The 15,142-nt window shown below is 72.2% G+C and carries 13 protein-coding genes; 3 read left to right on the forward strand and 10 right to left on the reverse strand.

All coding sequences use genetic code 11. From position 1 onward, the window contains the following. Positions 1-93: 93 nt before the first annotated feature. From pheT to infC, 7 genes are all read right to left on the reverse strand, one after another. Positions 94-2,622 (reverse strand): phenylalanine--tRNA ligase subunit beta, encoded by a 2,529-nt coding sequence (pheT, locus tag ACIQD6_RS17515; RefSeq protein ID WP_401883392.1) that lies wholly within the window; start codon positions 2,620-2,622, stop codon positions 94-96. Continuing rightward, complete coding sequence (gene pheS, locus ACIQD6_RS17520; protein ID WP_401883395.1) at positions 2,622-3,749, reverse strand: phenylalanine--tRNA ligase subunit alpha; 1,128 nt, start codon at positions 3,747-3,749, stop codon at positions 2,622-2,624. Before pheS ends, pheT begins: the two co-directional genes overlap by 1 nt. A 186-nt stretch (positions 3,750-3,935) precedes the next feature. Next, entirely contained in the window at positions 3,936-5,210 is a 1,275-nt protein-coding gene (locus tag ACIQD6_RS17525) for an ATP-binding protein (protein WP_401883398.1), read from the reverse strand. Positions 5,211-5,301: 91 nt separating this feature from the next. After that, positions 5,302-6,141 (reverse strand): TrmH family RNA methyltransferase, encoded by an 840-nt coding sequence (locus ACIQD6_RS17530; RefSeq protein ID WP_401883400.1) that lies wholly within the window; start codon positions 6,139-6,141, stop codon positions 5,302-5,304. A 177-nt stretch (positions 6,142-6,318) separates the two neighbouring features. After that, the gene (gene rplT, locus ACIQD6_RS17535) at positions 6,319-6,705 is read right to left on the reverse strand and encodes a 50S ribosomal protein L20 (protein WP_401883403.1); all 387 of its coding nucleotides are present in this window, start codon (positions 6,703-6,705) and stop codon (positions 6,319-6,321) included. 102 nt (positions 6,706-6,807) lie between these two features. Further along, positions 6,808-7,002: a 50S ribosomal protein L35 gene (gene rpmI / locus ACIQD6_RS17540; RefSeq protein ID WP_401883404.1), complete on the reverse strand. Its 195-nt coding sequence runs from the start codon at positions 7,000-7,002 to the stop codon at positions 6,808-6,810. Between the two features lie 126 nt (positions 7,003-7,128). Continuing rightward, positions 7,129-7,827 carry a translation initiation factor IF-3 gene (infC, locus tag ACIQD6_RS17545; RefSeq protein WP_401883406.1) on the reverse strand — a complete coding sequence of 233 codons (699 nt, stop codon included), beginning with the start codon at positions 7,825-7,827 and terminating at the stop codon, positions 7,129-7,131. A 452-nt stretch (positions 7,828-8,279) separates the two neighbouring features. Here infC and ACIQD6_RS17550 point away from each other — a divergent pair, with 452 nt between their 5' ends. Further along, positions 8,280-8,648 carry a DUF1844 domain-containing protein gene (locus ACIQD6_RS17550; protein ID WP_401883408.1) on the forward strand — a complete coding sequence of 123 codons (369 nt, stop codon included), beginning with the start codon at positions 8,280-8,282 and terminating at the stop codon, positions 8,646-8,648. Positions 8,649-8,756: 108 nt separating this feature from the next. Here ACIQD6_RS17550 and ACIQD6_RS17555 read toward each other — a convergent pair whose 3' ends face one another. Then, entirely contained in the window at positions 8,757-9,488 is a 732-nt protein-coding gene (locus ACIQD6_RS17555; protein WP_401883410.1) for an SseB family protein, read from the reverse strand. Between the two features lie 93 nt (positions 9,489-9,581). On the opposite strand from ACIQD6_RS17555, the gene ACIQD6_RS17560 reads away from it, so the two are divergent. Next, positions 9,582-10,388: a serine hydrolase gene (locus ACIQD6_RS17560; RefSeq protein ID WP_401883412.1), complete on the forward strand. Its 807-nt coding sequence runs from the start codon at positions 9,582-9,584 to the stop codon at positions 10,386-10,388. Here the strand turns inward: ACIQD6_RS17560 and mycP are convergent. Both mycP and ACIQD6_RS17570 read right to left on the reverse strand, forming a co-directional pair. Continuing rightward, positions 10,351-11,562, reverse strand: a complete 1,212-nt coding sequence (mycP, locus tag ACIQD6_RS17565; protein ID WP_401883415.1) for a type VII secretion-associated serine protease mycosin — start codon at positions 11,560-11,562, stop codon at positions 10,351-10,353. The genes ACIQD6_RS17560 and mycP overlap by 38 nt on opposite strands. 83 nt (positions 11,563-11,645) lie before the next feature. Then, complete coding sequence (locus ACIQD6_RS17570) at positions 11,646-12,554, reverse strand: hypothetical protein (RefSeq protein WP_401883417.1); 909 nt, start codon at positions 12,552-12,554, stop codon at positions 11,646-11,648. A 1,359-nt stretch (positions 12,555-13,913) separates the two neighbouring features. On the opposite strand from ACIQD6_RS17570, the gene ACIQD6_RS17575 reads away from it, so the two are divergent. Beyond that, positions 13,914-15,116 (forward strand): amino acid deaminase/aldolase, encoded by a 1,203-nt coding sequence (locus ACIQD6_RS17575; RefSeq protein WP_401883795.1) that lies wholly within the window; start codon positions 13,914-13,916, stop codon positions 15,114-15,116. Positions 15,117-15,142 lie beyond the last annotated feature (26 nt).

Below are 15,142 nucleotides of genomic sequence, written 5' to 3' on the forward strand. Positions count from 1 at the left end.
CCCCCCCCCCCCCCCCCCCCCCCCCACACCCCCCCCCCCGTGGTGGGGGCGCCGCCGCAATGCCCCCCCCCGCCCCTCACCGGGTACTGGGTACTACGCGCCGCGCAGCACCGCCCCGGTCCGCTCGGCCGCGAGCGCGACCGCCGCGTCACGGGCGGCCGTGGCCTCCTCGACCGTCAGCGTCCGGTCCGCCGCGCGGAAGCGCAGGGCGTACGCCAGCGACTTGCGCCCCTCACCGATCTGCTCTCCGGCGAAGACGTCGAACAGCCGCAGGGACTCCAGGAGTTCACCCGCGCCCTCGCGCAGCGCCCGCTCCACCTCGGCGGCCGGCACGTCCTGGGGGACGACCAGCGCCACGTCCTGGGTGGCGACCGGGTAGGAGGAGATCCGCGGCGCCTGGAGCGGGCCGGTGCCCGCCCGCTCCAGCAGATCGAGGTCGATCTCCATGGCGCAGGCGCGCTCCGGCAGTCCGAGCGCCTTGACGACGCGCGGGTGCAGCTCTCCGGCGTGGCCGACGAGCGTCTCCTCGCCGTTCACGGTGACGAACAGCGCCGCGCAGCGGCCCGGATGCCACGGCTCACGCCGGCCGGCCCGTACGGCGAGGGCGGCCCCGGCCTCCTTGGCGACGGTACGGGCGGCCTCGACGGCGTCCGCCCAGTCCGCCGGGCGGCCCTTGCCCCACCAGCCGGCCTGCTCGCGCGCCCCGGCCAGGACGACCGCGGCGTACCGCGGCTGGAGCGGCAACGCCGCGTCCAGTCCGGCCAGTTCCTCGTCGGACGGACGTCCGTCGACGGGCAGCCGGACCGGTACGGTCTCGTCGCCGGTCGGCCGGAAGACCAGGCCGGTCTCGAAGAGCGCCAGGTCGTGCGAGCCGCGCCCGTCGTTGCGGCGCAGCGCCGTGAGGAGGCCCGGCAGCAGCGTGGTGCGCAGCGCCGGCTCCTCGTCGGAGAGCGGGTTGACGAGCATGACCGTGCGGCGCCGGTCGTCGTCGGCGGGCAGCCCGAACGAGTCGAGCACCGCGTCGCCGATGAACGGGTAGTTCAGCGCCTCGACATAGCCCGCTCCGGCGAGCGCGCGGCCGATCCCGCGGTGCAGCCGCTGACGCTCGGTGAGCCCGCGGCCCGACGGCGGGGTGGGCAGCGTCGAGGGGAGGTTCTCGTACCCCTCCAGGCGGATGACCTCCTCGGCGAGGTCGTTGGGCTCGCCGAGGTCGGGACGCCAGGACGGGACGGTGACGATCAGCTCGTCCTGCCCGTAGGCGTCGCAGCCGATCTCCTGGAGCCGTCGTACGACGGTCTCCCGCCCGTAGTCGACACCCGCGACGCGGTCGGGGTGATCGGCGGGCATGGCGATGGTGTGCGGCCCGGAGGGCGCGACGACATCGGTGACACCGGCCTCGGCGGAGCCGCCCGCGAGCAGCACCAGCAGGTCGACGGTCCGCTGTGCGGCGGCGGCCGTGGCCTGCGGGTCCGCCCCGCGCTCGAAGCGCTTGGACGCCTCGGAGGGCAGCTTGTGGCGGCGCGCGGCGCGGGCGATGGTGATCGCGTCGAAGTGCGCGGCCTCGATGACGACCTCTGTGGTGCCCCGCGTCTCGCCCGTTTCCGGGTCGGTGACGACATCGGCGATCTCGGTGTCGGCCCCGCCCATCACGCCGGCGATGCCGATCGGGCCACGGTCGTCGGTGATGACCAGGTCCTCGGCGTCCAGGACCCGCTTGGCGCCGTCGAGCGTGGTGATCTTCTCGCCGGCGTGCGCGCGCCGGACGCCGATCGGCCCGTCGAGCCGGGACCGGTCGTACGCGTGCAGCGGCTGGCCCAGCTCCAGCATCACGTAGTTGGTGATGTCGACCGCGAGCGAGATCGGCCGCATGCCGGCCTTCTGGAGCCGGCGCCGCAGCCAGATGGGGCTGCGTGCCTCGGGGTCGAGACCGGTGACCGTACGGGCCGTGAAGCGGTCGCAGCCCGCGGGGTCGGCGATCTTCACCGGGTAGCCGAACGCGTTGGGCGCGGGGGTGTCGAGCAACGCCGGGTCGCGCAGCGGCAGGCCGTACGCGATGGCGGTCTCGCGGGCGACTCCGCGCAGCGAGAGGCAGTAGCCGCGGTCGGGCGTGACGGCGATGTCGAGGACCTCGTCCACCAGCTCCAGGAGCGCGATGGCGTCGGTGCCGGCCTCGTGCTCGGGCGGCAGCACGATGATGCCGCCCGTGCCGTCGTCACCCATGCCCAGCTCGTCGCCGGAGCAGATCATGCCGTGCGAGGTCCTGCCGTACGTCTTGCGCGCGGAGATCGCGAAGTCGCCCGGCAGTACCGCGCCGGGGAGGACCACGACGACCTTGTCGCCGACGGCGAAGTTCCGTGCGCCGCAGACGATCTCCTGCGGCGCACCGGTGCCGTTGGCGGTGCCGACATCGACGGTGCAGAAGCGGATGGGCTTCTTGAAGCCCTCCAGCTCCTCGATGGTGAGTACCTTGCCCACGACGAGGGGGCCCTTGAGGCCGGCGCCGAGCTGCTCGACGGTCTCGACCTCCAGACCGGCGGAGACGAGCTTGGCCTGCACCTCACGGCCGGTCTCCGTCGCCGGCAGGTCGACGTACTCCCGCAGCCAGGAAAGCGGGACGCGCATCAGATCTCCATCCCGAACGGCCGGGTGAACCGGACGTCACCCTCGACCAGGTCTCGCATGTCTTCGACGTTGTGGCGGAACATGAGCATCCGTTCGATGCCGAACCCGAAGGCGAATCCGCTGTACTTCTGAGGGTCGACTCCGCAGGCGGTCAGCACCTTCGGGTTGACCATGCCGCAGCCGCCCAGCTCGATCCAGCCCTCACTGCCACAGGTGCGGCAGGGCCGGTCGGGGTTGCCGACCGAGGCGCCGCGGCACACGTAGCAGACCATGTCCATCTCGGCGGACGGCTCGGTGAAGGGGAAGAAGTTCGGCCGGAGCCGGGTCTTCATGTCCGGGCCGAAGAGCGCCTGGACCATGTGGTCCAGCGTGCCCTTGAGATCGGCCATGGTGAGCCCCTCGTCGACGGCCAGCAGCTCGATCTGGTGGAAGACCGGGGTGTGCGTGGCGTCCAGCTCGTCGGTGCGGTAGACGCGCCCCGGGCAGACGATGTAGACGGGCGGCTCGCGGTCGATCAGGGCACGGGCCTGGACCGGCGAGGTGTGCGTACGGAGCACGACACCGGACTCGTCGCCCGTCGTGCCTTCGGGGCCCTGGACGAAGAAGGTGTCCTGCATCTGGCGCGCCGGGTGGTCGGGCACGAAGTTGAGCGCGTCGAAGTTGAACCACTCCGCCTCGGCCTCGGGCCCTTCGGCGACCTCGTAGCCCATGGCGACGAAGACGTCCGCGACCCGCTCCATGAACGTGGTCAGCGGATGACGGGCGCCGGCCGGGGTGCGGTCGTACGGCAGCGTGACATCCACCGCCTCCTCGACCAGCACACGGGTGTCGCGCTCGGCCTCCAGCTCCGCCTGACGGGCGGCGAGGGCCTTGCTGACGGCCCCGCGCGCCTGGCCGACGCGCTTACCTGCCTCGGCCTTGGCCTGCGGCGGCAGCGCGCCGATCTCCCGGTTGGCGAGGGCGAGCGGCGAGGTGCCCGAGGTGTGGGCGGTCTTGGCGTGGGCGAGTGCGTCGAGGTCACCGGCCGCGGCGAAGGCGGCGAGCGCCTCGTCCCGCATGCGTTCGATCTGCTCCGGTTTCAGTGCCTCGACCTCGACTGGGTCGTACGACTTGTTGGGTGCCGACATCTCTTCCCGTACTTCCGATTGGCTGGCGAAACGACCCTGCTCGAACAGTGAGGGCGCCGCGACAGGGCCTGGGTGCCAAAAGTCGAGTCTAAAGGCCGTACGAGGGTGAAGTGGCCCGTGGGCCTGTCTCTCCTCTTCACGTACTGGCTGGAGAGGCAGGACCTGGATGCTCAGGCGCTCAGGCTCTCAGGACAGATAGGCCGGAGCGGCGACGGGCAGAACAAATCGGAACTGGGCTCCGCCGCCGGGTCCGCGGCCGACCGTGATCGTACCGCCGTGTGCCTCGACGATGCCCTTGACGATATACAGGCCGAGGCCTGTCCCGCCCCGCTTGCTCCCCCGCCAGAAACGCGTGAAGACGCGGCTCATCGATTCCTCGGGGATGCCGGGGCCTTCGTCGCACACGGTGACCGCCGTCCCCTTCTCCGCGTCGTCCACGCTCTCGGTGCCGCACGCGCTCTCGGTGCCGCACGCGTTCTCGGCCGCTTTCGTGGCACCTTCCGCGCGTGCGATACGCGCGGGCGCCACCTCGATGGTGACGGTTCCCTCGCCGTGGCGCACCGCGTTTTCCAGCAGGTTGCCGAGGATCTGGTCGATCTTGTCGGGATCGGCCCACAGATCGGGCAGCGGTTGCTGTATCCGTACGAGGAACCGGTCCGGCGACTGTCCCGCGGCGGTGTGCGCTTGCACATGGCGTCCGACGGCCGCGCCGATGTCGACCGGCTGGCGCCGTACCTCCAGCCGTCCCGAATCGATACGGGAGATGTCCAGCAGTTCGGCGATCAGCCGGGTCACCCGGTTCGCGTCGGCGTCCACGGTCTCCAGCATCAGCCGCTTCTGGTCGTCGGTGAACCGTTCCCACTTCGCGAGCAGTGTCGCCGTGAACCCCTTCACGGAGGTCAGCGGGGAGCGCAGTTCATGGGCGACGGTGGCGATCAGCTCGGCATGGCTGCGTTCGGTGCGGCGCCGGGCCTCGGTGCCGCGTACGGAGATGACCACGCGGTGGACGGGCCCGGTCGGATACGTCCGCACGTAACGGGCGGAGACCAGGACCTCACGACCGCCGGGCAGCAGCAGATTGCGCTCGGGCTGGCCGACCCGGGTGGCGAGCCCGCCGTACGGATCGGTCAGCGTCCACCAACGGCGGCCCTTCAGGTCCTCCAGCGGCAGGGCCCGGTCGAGCGGCTGGCCGAGGGCGGCGGAGAGCGGTACGGCGGTGATGCGGGCGGCGGCCGCGTTGAAGCAGATGACGCGGCCGGTCTCGTCGGCGACGATCAGACCGTCGGGGAGGTCGTCGGGGTCGATCCCGGAGCTCCACGTACCGGTCGCGGCCCGCTGCGTACCGGTCCCGGCCCTGGTCCCGTTCATGCCGTTCCGGGACTCCGCCGCACCTGTCCCCGACGCGGCGGGACCTCCGGCGGCACACGGTGGCGGTAAGGGCCTGCTCTCACCGACAGTCATCCCCGCACCCCACCTTCTTCCGCGTCGCTCAGTGCTCAGTGGGCCTCCGAAACCGCCACACTACTAGCTGAACGTGACGGAGCGGACCCCCTCAGCGTTTGCCGCGGACTCTCTGGGCACGCGCTGAGGCGTAGAGACATACGGCCGCGGCCGTCGCGAGGTTCAGACTCTCGGCCTTTCCGTGGATCGGCACGCGCACCACGGTGTCCGCGAGGGCGCGGGTCTCGGCCGGCAGCCCCCATGCCTCGTTGCCGAAGATCCAGGCCGTGGGCCCGCCCATGGTGCCCGCGTCGAGCTCGTCGTCCAGGTCCGTCTCACCCGCGCCGTCGGCGGCGAGGATACGGACGCCGGCCTCCTGGAGCCCCTGGGCGGCCCGCTCGACGGGGACTCCGACGGCGACGGGCAGATGGAAGAGCGAACCGACCGAAGCCCGGACCGACTTGGGGTTGTAGAGATCGACGGAGGCGTCGGTGAGGACGACGGCGTCGGCGCCCGCCGCGTCCGCGCAGCGCAGCACCGTACCGGCGTTGCCGGGGTCGCGGACGTTCGCCAGGACGGCGACGAGCCGGGGGCGGGCCCGGAGGATCTCCTCGAACGGCGAGTCGAGGAAGCGGCAGACGCCGAGCAGCCCCTGGGGGGTGACGGTCTGGGACACGTCGGCGAGCACCGTGTCGGCCGCGAAGTGCACCCGGGCCCCGGTGGCACGGGCCGCGTCGATGATGTCCGCGTACCGCTCGGCGGCCTCGGCGGTGGTGAACAGCTCGACCAGTGTGGGCTCCCCGTCGCCACCGCGGTGGGCCACCGCTTCACGTACGGCCTGTGGCCCCTCGGCGATGAACCGGCGTTCCTTGCCTCGGAAGGCGCGCTTGGCGAGCCTGCGCGCGGCCGTGACACGCGGGGAACGCGGGGAGATCAGCTCGGGGGTGCCCATGAGCGGCGGTTCTCACTTCTCGTACGAGGGGGGCGTGTGGGGAAACGGGAGGCAGCGGGAGGCAGGGAGAGAGCGGACGTACGGGGGAACGCCGCGGACGTGCGGGTGGAACGCGCCGGACCCGCAGGCGCGGTGCCTGCGGGTCCGGCGGGAAGTGCCCTTACGACCTGACGGAGATCAGGCAGCGGCCTTCGGGGCGTTGACGTCGCTCGGGAGGGCCTTCTGGGCAACCTCGACGAGCGCGGCGAACGCGTGGATGTCGTTGACCGCGAGCTCGGCGAGGATCTTGCGGTCCACCTCGACGTTGGCGGCCTTCAGACCCTGGATGAAGCGGTTGTAGGTGATGCCGTTGGCGCGGGCAGCGGCGTTGATCCGCTGGATCCACAGCTGACGGAAGTCGCCCTTGCGCTTCTTGCGGTCGTTGTAGTTGTAAACGAGGGAGTGGGTGACCTGCTCCTTCGCCTTGCGGTACAGGCGCGAGCGCTGGCCGCGGTAACCGCTGGCCTGCTCCAGAATTGCCCGGCGCTTCTTGTGGGCGTTGACTGCCCGCTTGACGCGTGCCACGTGTTAACTCCTTGTAGCGGGGCCGTGGTTGGACTCACACGGCCCGGAAACGAATGGATCCCGGTCCTGCTGCCGCGCCCCCGGTCACCGGGGGCCGCGACATCACTTGCCGAGAAGCTTCTTGATCTTCTTGGCGTCGCCCGGGGCCATCTCGGCGTTGCCGCTGAGGCGACGCGTCAGCTTGGACGACTTGTGCTCGAGCAGGTGGCGCTTGCCGGCCCGCTCGCGCAGCACCTTGCCGGAGCCGGTGATCTTGAAGCGCTTGCTGGCACCGCTGTGCGTCTTGTTCTTCGGCATAGCGCCGTATCTCCTCGTCAGTGGCGCTCCCTGCCGGTCGGCCGACCGGCGCGCGGGAGCGTCATGTCTCTGGTATGTGGTTCCGGACCGGAACCGAGGGTTTGCCTGGGTGGCACCCCGCTCGGATCACGCTTCGGAAGATGCCTCGACCGGGGTCTCGTCCTTGGCCTCGACAGGGGCTTCGGCCGGAGCCTCGGCGCCCGCGTCCGCCGACTCCTCGGTCGCGTAACCCTGGCGCTCCGCCTTGCGGGCGGCCTGCGCCTCACGGGCCTCGGCCATGGCCTCGGTCTTCTTCTTGTGCGGACCAAGAACCATGATCATGTTCCGGCCGTCCTGCTTCGGGTTGGACTCGATGAACCCGAGGTCCTCGACGTCCGAAGCAAGCCGCTGGAGCAGTCGGAAGCCCAGCTCGGGGCGGGACTGCTCACGACCACGGAACATGATCGTGATCTTGACCTTGTCACCCTGCTTGAGGAACCGGACGACGTGACCCTTCTTGGTGTCATAGTCGTGCGGGTCGATCTTCGGCCGGAGCTTCATCTCCTTGATGACCGTGTGCGCCTGGTTCTTGCGCGCCTCACGGGCCTTCATGGCCGACTCGTACTTGAACTTCCCGTAGTCCATGAGCTTGCACACGGGCGGACGGGCTGTCGCCGCGACCTCGACCAGGTCCAGGTCGTACTCCTGCGCAAGTTCCAGAGCCTTGGCGAGCGGGACAATGCCCACCTGCTCACCACTGGGACCGACAAGTCGCACTTCGGGAACGCGAATCCGGTCGTTGATGCGGGGCTCGGCGCTGATGGATCCTCCTCGGTAGCACCACACGACTGTCTGGCAGACAGCCGCGTAACGTCTGTTGTGATCAGACCAACCGCGGCGGAACATCAAAAATGCCCCGGACGGCACACAGGCAGGAGCTCCTCGAATACCGGAGCACCGCCGTGCATGTGCCACGGGGCGCATCGGGCGGTTCCATCGTCCGTACGGAACGATGGGCACCGCCTGACCGGTGACCCGCCGCCCGGAAAGGGCAGCCAGGTGGGAGATCGGAGCCTCCACTTGTGGGCCGGGCACGCAGGTGTCCGGCCGGTCGTCACTCCAGGTTAGCACCATTGGCCCGGAGGAGCTAACGGAGGAGCGGGAGCTGAGCCGCGAAGCTCGCGATGGAGCCGCCGGTTGTCCGGCGGACCGGCCGGCGGAGCGCCGCCGACCGGTCCGCCGGGGCGCTTCCGGAGGCGAGGAACGGCCGCGTACCGCCGGGGCATATCGTGTGGGGCATGAGCGACGCGACCTCCCCCTCCGCCCAAGATCCCGCCGGCTACGACGCCATGACCCGCGACATCGCGGAAGTCCCCGCCGTCGAGGTGATCGTCACGGTCGCGGTGAACCTGATGAGCGCGGCCGCCGTGAAACTCGGGCTGACCGAGGAGGGCGCCGAGCACAAGGACCTGGACGAGGCGCGCAAGCTGGTCCACGCGCTGGCCGGTCTGATGGACGCGAGCGCGACGGAGATCAGCTCGTTCCACGCGGCGCCGCTGCGCGACGGGCTGAAGTCGCTCCAACTGGCGTTCCGCGAGGCGTCGCTGGTGCCGGACGAGCCGGGGCAGGGGCCGGGCGAGAAGTACACGGGGCCGGTCTACGGCTGACCTCACCGCTGTCCACCGGTTCGCGTGACGCCGTTCGCCGACTCGTTCACGTGATGTCGGCTGACGCCGTTCGCCGGGCCGGTTCGCGTCACAGCCGACCGGTTCGCGTCACATACGTACGAAGAGGGGCTCGCCGGGTGGCGTGGCCTCGGCCGGCAGCAGTGCCAGGTCGAGTCCGCGTACCAGGCGGGCCCTCAGTACGTCGTCGGCCGCGAGGGCCTCGGCGACCCGGCGGGCCGCCTCCGCCGGGTGCGCGGCCGGGTCCAGGACGAGTGCGAGGGTGCCGTCCGCGCTGCCGGGGCCGAGATGCGCCCGGAGCACGGCGGGCTCGGCGGCGACGGCCGACCGTACCGCCGTGGTGACAGCGGGGTCGTCGAGCGGATCCGTGCTCGGCCGCCCCTCGGCGAGGGCCAGCAGAGCGGGCCCGGTGAGCTGGTACGGGACGGGCCCCGCGAGGTCGAGCACCACCGTGTCGGCCTTCTCGTGCGCGGCGGCCTGGAGCGCCTGGTGCAGCGGTACGGCCACCGGGCGGGCCTCGGGGTCCCAGCCGGCCAGCGCCGCGACGGAGGTGAACGCGGGCAACGCGCGCCGGTCGCCCGCCCGGAGTGTCGGCACCGCCATGTCGCTGGTCTTCTCACGGCGCAGACCGTTCTCGTCCTCCTCCGTCTCGCCGAGGACGGCGACGACGGGAACCAGCAGGCGGGCGCTCCTGAGGGCGGCCAGCACGCGCGGTTCGGCCGACCGGTCCTCGGCCCAGGCGGCCAGGGCCTCCGTGAGAACGGGGTCGGCGGTGCCGTCGTCGTCGGAGAAACCGGAGTCCGGGATGTTCTTGAGGGCCACGCGTCGAGACTAGACGAGTCCTTCCGAAGTCCCGGCCGCGGGGAAGCGGCACGCACGCGTACCCGGCCGCGCGCGGCAACGTACCGTCGTCGGGTGGATCTTTCGGTCGCGGTGTACGACATGACGGGCGGGCACGAGACGGCGTTCGGCGCGGACCGGACGTATGTCACCGCCAGCGTGGTGAAGGTGGCGGTCCTGGCCGCGCTGCTGCTGCGGGCACAGGACACCGGCCGGTGTCTGACGGCCGAGGAGGAGCGCCTCGCGGCGGCGATGATCGAACGCAGCGACAACGACGCGGCGACGGCGTTGCGGGCTGCGGCCGGGGGCGTGGCGGGACTGGACGCGGCGCACGCGCGGCTCGGCATGAGCCGGACATCGGCGGCGCCGGCCTGGGGGCTGACCCGGACCACCGCGCGCGATCAACTGACGCTGTTGAAGGCGGTGTTCGGCGGGGCTTCCGGGCCGTCGGTGCTGAGCGAGGGCTCGCGCCGTTTTCTGGCGGGGCTGATGGGGCGGGTGGTACCCGGACAGGACTGGGGCGTGTCGGCGGCGGCCGGGGGCGACCCGGCGGGCGCATCGGCGAGCGAATCGGCGGGGGATCCGACAGGCGAAACGGCGGGCGGCGGTTGGGCGTTGAAGAACGGCTGGCTGCCGAGGACGGGGAGCGGCCTGTGGGTCGTGCACTCGGTGGGACTCGTACGGGGCAGGTCGACGGGGCAAGAACGGGACCCCGTACGGGACCGGCTGGCAGGCCCCGTACAGGACCGGTCGGCAGGGCCCGTACGGGACTGTCTCGTCGCGGTGCTGTCCGACGGCCACGCGTCGCTGGAGGAGGGAATCGCGCGGGTCGAGGAGGCCGCCGTCAGTGCCGTGCGCCGGGCCGGGCACCGGAGCGGCTGAACCCGCCGCGCCACAGCACCACCGCGCACGCCAGCAGCAGGGCGCCGGCGCCGCCCGCCACCGGGGCGATCCAGCCGGCCGGTTCCAAAGCCCCGTCCGAGGCGTCGGGGCCGCTGCCGAAGTACTGCTTGCCGAAGCCCGCGGCCTCGCTCTCCAACTCCGTACGGGACAGTTTCGCGCCCGCCTTGATCGCCGCGGCCGGGTCGACGAGGCCGTGTCCCCTGGCGTCGTCGCGCCCGTCCTCCGGGGTCTCACGCGCGGTGTCCGCGAGGAGTTTCTTGATCTGGGCGGGGGTGAGATCGGGATACGCGGAGCGCACGAGGGCGACGGCCCCGGAGACGAACGCGGCGGCGGCACTCGTGCCCCAGCCCTCGTAGTAGCTGCGGTCGGGGTCCGCTATGACGACATCGACGCCCGGGGCGCTGACGGTGGCGTACCAGCGGCGGGTGGAGAAGGCGGCGTGCGTGCCGTACTCGTCGACGGCCGCCACCGCGATCACACCGGGGTAGGCCGCCGGGTAGGAGATGTGGTCGCCCTTCTCGCCGCCGTTGCCGGCCGAGGCGACGACGACGGCGCCCTTGTCCAGGGCGTACCGGACGGCCGCGTCCTCGGCCGGTTCGGGGTGGGCGGACTCGCTGTCGTCGCCGAGGGAGAGATTGATGACGTCGGCGCCCTGGTCGGCGGCCCAGCGGATGCCGTCGGCGAGGGCGCCCCCCTTGGACGTACGGGCCTTGCCACGGGCGGGGTCGGTGCCTTCGAGGATGACCCGGACGGGGAGGATCTTCGCCTGCGGCGCGATCCCGAGGACTCCGTCGGAGCGCTCGAAACCATGGCCGTGTCCCGCGATGATCCCGGCCATGGCGGTGCCGTGGCGGGCCCAGGCCCGGTCGCCGCTGGTGGCGCCGAAACCGATCAGGTCCTTGCCCGGCAGCACCTGTCCGGTGAGGTCGGGATGTGTGTCGTCGACGCCGGTGTCGAGGACGGCGACGGTGACGCCGGTGCCCTGGCTGGTGCGCCAGGCCTGCTCGGTGTGCATGGCCTCGAGGGCCCACTGCTGGGACCGGATCGTGTCGGCGTGCGCGGGGGTGACGGGGACGAGCAGGAAGGACGCGGCACCGAGGACGGCGGCGAGGCGGTGACGGCGCCGTAGGGCCCTCGGGTGCGGTGGGGTCATGGGGATTCGCGTGATCCTCGGGCTCTTCGGAGTCTGGAGTGTCCGGGACATCGGTGTCCGGGGCGTCAGGGGCATCGGTGTCATCAGGGGGCCGCCGTGCCGCCGCTGACGGTCGTGCGCAGTCCGCGCTCGATACGGTCGGCGATGCCCTTGGCCTCGTGTCCCAGGCCGGCCTGCGCGGGTGCGGTCGTGGCTCCCTTGGCCATGGCCTTGTCGACGGGCTGGGGGGAGGCGACCGTACGTCCGTCGGCGAAACCGGAGACGGCGAACACGACGACGGGCGCGTCGGTGAGGACGTTCACCGTCCAGCTCGCGCGCTGCGCGTCACCGAATCCGGCGGCGACGGTGTTCTTGACGGGGAAGGTACGGGGCATCAGGTCGGCGCGTTCGCCCAGCCCCTCGTTGCGGAAACGGTCACGCAGGGAGGCCGTCGCAGCGGGGTCGGCCTGGGTGAAGACGAACCCGACGGTGGTGACGCTGCTGGACGTGGAGTCGGCGTACGTGGCGCGGAGCACCCGGACACAACCGGCCGGCCGCAGTGTTCCCAGCAGCAGGGGGTCGAGTGTGCCGGCGCAGCCGCTGTCGGGCGCGACACCGATCCGGATCCAGTCGCGGTCCGCGCCGCCGGGTCCGGCTCCGTCCCCCTTGAGAGTGCGCGGAAAGAGAGTGTCGACGGGAACGCTGTGCCAGAGGGCGCGGGCCGCGGTGAAGCTGTCGTGGCCGGCGGGCTCGGCGGCCGAGTCCCCGGTCAGCCAACTGCCGGTGGCGGCACCGCCGATCAGCCCGAGCCCGAGCACGACACACGCTACGGCGGCGACGGCCCTGGCAGGCCGCCGCGCGGGCACGGGCCGCAGCCGGGTGGTGGTCTCCGCGGGCGTCTCGGGCGGCGCTCCGGCCCAGCGGAACTCCGTCGACGCGCGACCGGGAGACGCGCGACCGGGACCGCCGTCACCGCGAGAACTGCCGTCACCGTGAGCACGGCTCCGTGGCACGGGCGGCGTCGGTGGCCTGGGTGGTGCCTCGCCGGGCCGCTGTACGGGTCGGGGCGGCACCGCGCCGGTACGAGGCCCCGGCGGCACGGGCCGCAGTCGGGTGGTCGTCTCGACGGGGGTGGGCGCGGACGGGGGGACGGATGCCGGTGCGGGCCGGGGCGCGGACATGCCGCCGGGCCGCCGGGCACCTGCGAGCGGTGCGGTCGTCGGAAAAGCAGACGATGCGGTGGTCCGGGAAGCTGCCGGGGAGGTGGTCGGACGCGGCGGGGTGGCGGCGGTACGCGGCGGGGTGGCGACTGTACGAGGCGCGGGGCCCCCGCTGTTCGCCCGGTCGGTGACCGGCGGATCCTGCGCGGGACGCTGCGTGGGACGCGAGGCAGCGGTGGCACGCGGATCGCCACTCGGCCGCGGAGTGCCCGGGTGTGGTGTCGTGGTCGGCTGCGGTGCCGTGGCCGAGGACGGACGGGCCGGCCGACGTGGTGTGGTGGCCGAGCCGCTCGTACCGAACCATGCGGCACCCGTCGGCGCCGGAGACCCGGGACGCCGCTCATCCGGAAGCGGCACGCCGGCCGAACGCCGGCCGCCGGACGGATCTGTGGTCGACGGCCCGTACGGCGAGGCCTGAGCGCTCCGGCCACCGCCCGCCTGCCCACTGTCTGCCTGCCCACCGCGTGCTTGCGCACCGCCCCCTTGCCCACCGGACCGCTGCCCACCCGGCGGACGGTCGGTCGCGGGCGGGCGGAAACCGGTGTGCGGGATCGCGGACGGAGTGCTCGTGGCGCCGCGCGGGCCGCCGGGCCGCCGGTCGTGGTCGCGCTGTTCGCCCACCCGGCGCTCGCCCACCCGGCGCTCATCCACGGAGCGCTCGCCCGGCCGCCGGTCCGTGCTCCGAGGCACCGCCGGCGCCGGAGGGCCCGGGGGCAGTGGCGGTATCCGTGGCGGTTCCGACGGAGGTAGCAGGGCGTCGGTGATACGTGAGGCCGGCGTGCGCGGGGTGCCCGGCTCGGACCCACCGGAGGCAGACGCATGGGGCGTTCCGACCGTACCGGGAGTGCCAGTCGCATCGGGAGTGACGGCGGGCCCCGACGCACCGGGCGTCGGTGGTGGAGTCGTGGGCCGTGGTGGTACGGGAGCGCGTTGCGCTTCGGTACTCATCCGCCCCCCTGTGCCACCTGTCGGATTGATCCACCCGCGTGCCGATCCGCTTACGGAACAGCCACGTTCGCGTCGTGTGTGCGTCACTCTACGGGCTGGAACAGGCCCGGCGGGAACGAGCGCGAAGGCCCGTGGTGATCTGCCCAAATCATCCCCCTACCGTGCGGTAATCCGGTCTGGCAAGCTCGGCCCATGACTCCGCCCATGCCCCCGAAAGCCACTGACCGGGCCCGGTACGACCGGGCAACCGCCCATCTCGACGCCCCGCTCGCCCTCGTCGATCTCGAAGCGCTGGACGCCAACGCCGACGATCTCGTCCGGCGTGCCGGGGGCAAACCGATCCGGTTGGCCAGCAAGTCGGTGCGCTGCCGGGCGCTGCTGGAGCGCGTCCTGGGGCGTGACGGCTTCGCGGGGATCATGTCGTTCACACTGGCCGAGTCGCTGTGGCTGGCGCGCGCCGGATTCGAGGACGTACTCCTCGCCTATCCCTCGGCCGACCGCAGCGCCTACGCCGAGCTCGCCGCCGACCCCAAACTCGCCGCCGCCGTCACCGTGATGATCGACGATCCGGCGCACCTGGATCTGATCGACGGGGCACGCGACGGCGGCCGGGAAGAAATCAAGGTCTGTCTAGAACTGGACACAGCCTTGCAGCTGTTCGGCGGCCGGGTCAGGATTGGTGCACTGCGTTCCCCGCTGCGCGAGCCGGCCCAACTGGCCGAGCTGGCCAGATCTGTAGCGCGACGCCCCGGATTCCGGCTGGTCGGGCTTATGGCATACGAAGGACATGTGGCTGGGGTTGGGGACGCCCTGGCAGGACGACCGCTGCGCTCGCGGGCGATCCGACTGATGCAGACAGCGGCCCGCAAGGAGCTGGCGGAGCGGCGCGCGGCGGTGGTGCGTGCCGTGAGGGCCGTCGCGCCGGAGTTGGAGTTCGTCAATGGCGGCGGCACGGGCAGTGTGCAGTACACGGCCGCCGAGGACTCCGTGACGGAGATCGCCGCCGGCTCGGGGCTTTACGTTCCACGGCTCTTTGACAACTACACATCGTTCACGGGACGTCCGGCGGCGCTGTTCGCCCAGCCCGTGGTCCGCAGGCCCGGCGTCGGCGTGGTGACCGTCCTCGGCGGCGGCTACCCGGCGTCGGGGGTGGCGGGCCGCGACCGGCTGCCCGTGCCGTATCTGCCGGAGGGACTGCGGTACGACGGCCAGGAGGGCGCCGGCGAGGTGCAGACCCCGCTGCTCGGCTCGGCGGCGGACGATCTGCTGATCGGCGACAAGGTGTGGTTCCGGCATGCCAAAGCCGGTGAACTGTGCGAACGCTTCGACACGTTGCAGCTGGTCGAGGGCGATCGCGTGGTGGCGACCGTTCCCACGTACCGGGGCGAGGGCCGGACATTCCTCTGAGGGAGTCCTCTGCGGGGAGTCCTCTG

Origin of the sequence: Streptomyces sp. NPDC088400 (assembly GCF_044753355.1) — a bacterium.
In the GTDB taxonomy this organism is placed as follows: Bacteria; Actinomycetota; Actinomycetes; order Streptomycetales; family Streptomycetaceae; genus Streptomyces.

Coding starts and splice junctions, on each gene's coding strand:
- ACIQD6_RS17530 (WP_401883400.1), bottom strand. CDS start 6,141: ATGGGCACCCCCGAGCTGATCTCCCCGCGTTCCCCGCGTGTCACGGCC.
- pheS (WP_401883395.1), bottom strand. CDS start 3,749: ATGTCGGCACCCAACAAGTCGTACGACCCAGTCGAGGTCGAGGCACTG.
- pheT (WP_401883392.1), bottom strand. CDS start 2,622: ATGCGCGTCCCGCTTTCCTGGCTGCGGGAGTACGTCGACCTGCCGGCG.
- ACIQD6_RS17575 (WP_401883795.1), top strand. CDS start 13,914: ATGCCCCCGAAAGCCACTGACCGGGCCCGGTACGACCGGGCAACCGCC.
- ACIQD6_RS17525 (WP_401883398.1), bottom strand. CDS start 5,210: ATGACTGTCGGTGAGAGCAGGCCCTTACCGCCACCGTGTGCCGCCGGA.
- mycP (WP_401883415.1), bottom strand. CDS start 11,562: ATGACCCCACCGCACCCGAGGGCCCTACGGCGCCGTCACCGCCTCGCC.
- rpmI (WP_401883404.1), bottom strand. CDS start 7,002: ATGCCGAAGAACAAGACGCACAGCGGTGCCAGCAAGCGCTTCAAGATC.
- ACIQD6_RS17550 (WP_401883408.1), top strand. CDS start 8,280: ATGAGCGACGCGACCTCCCCCTCCGCCCAAGATCCCGCCGGCTACGAC.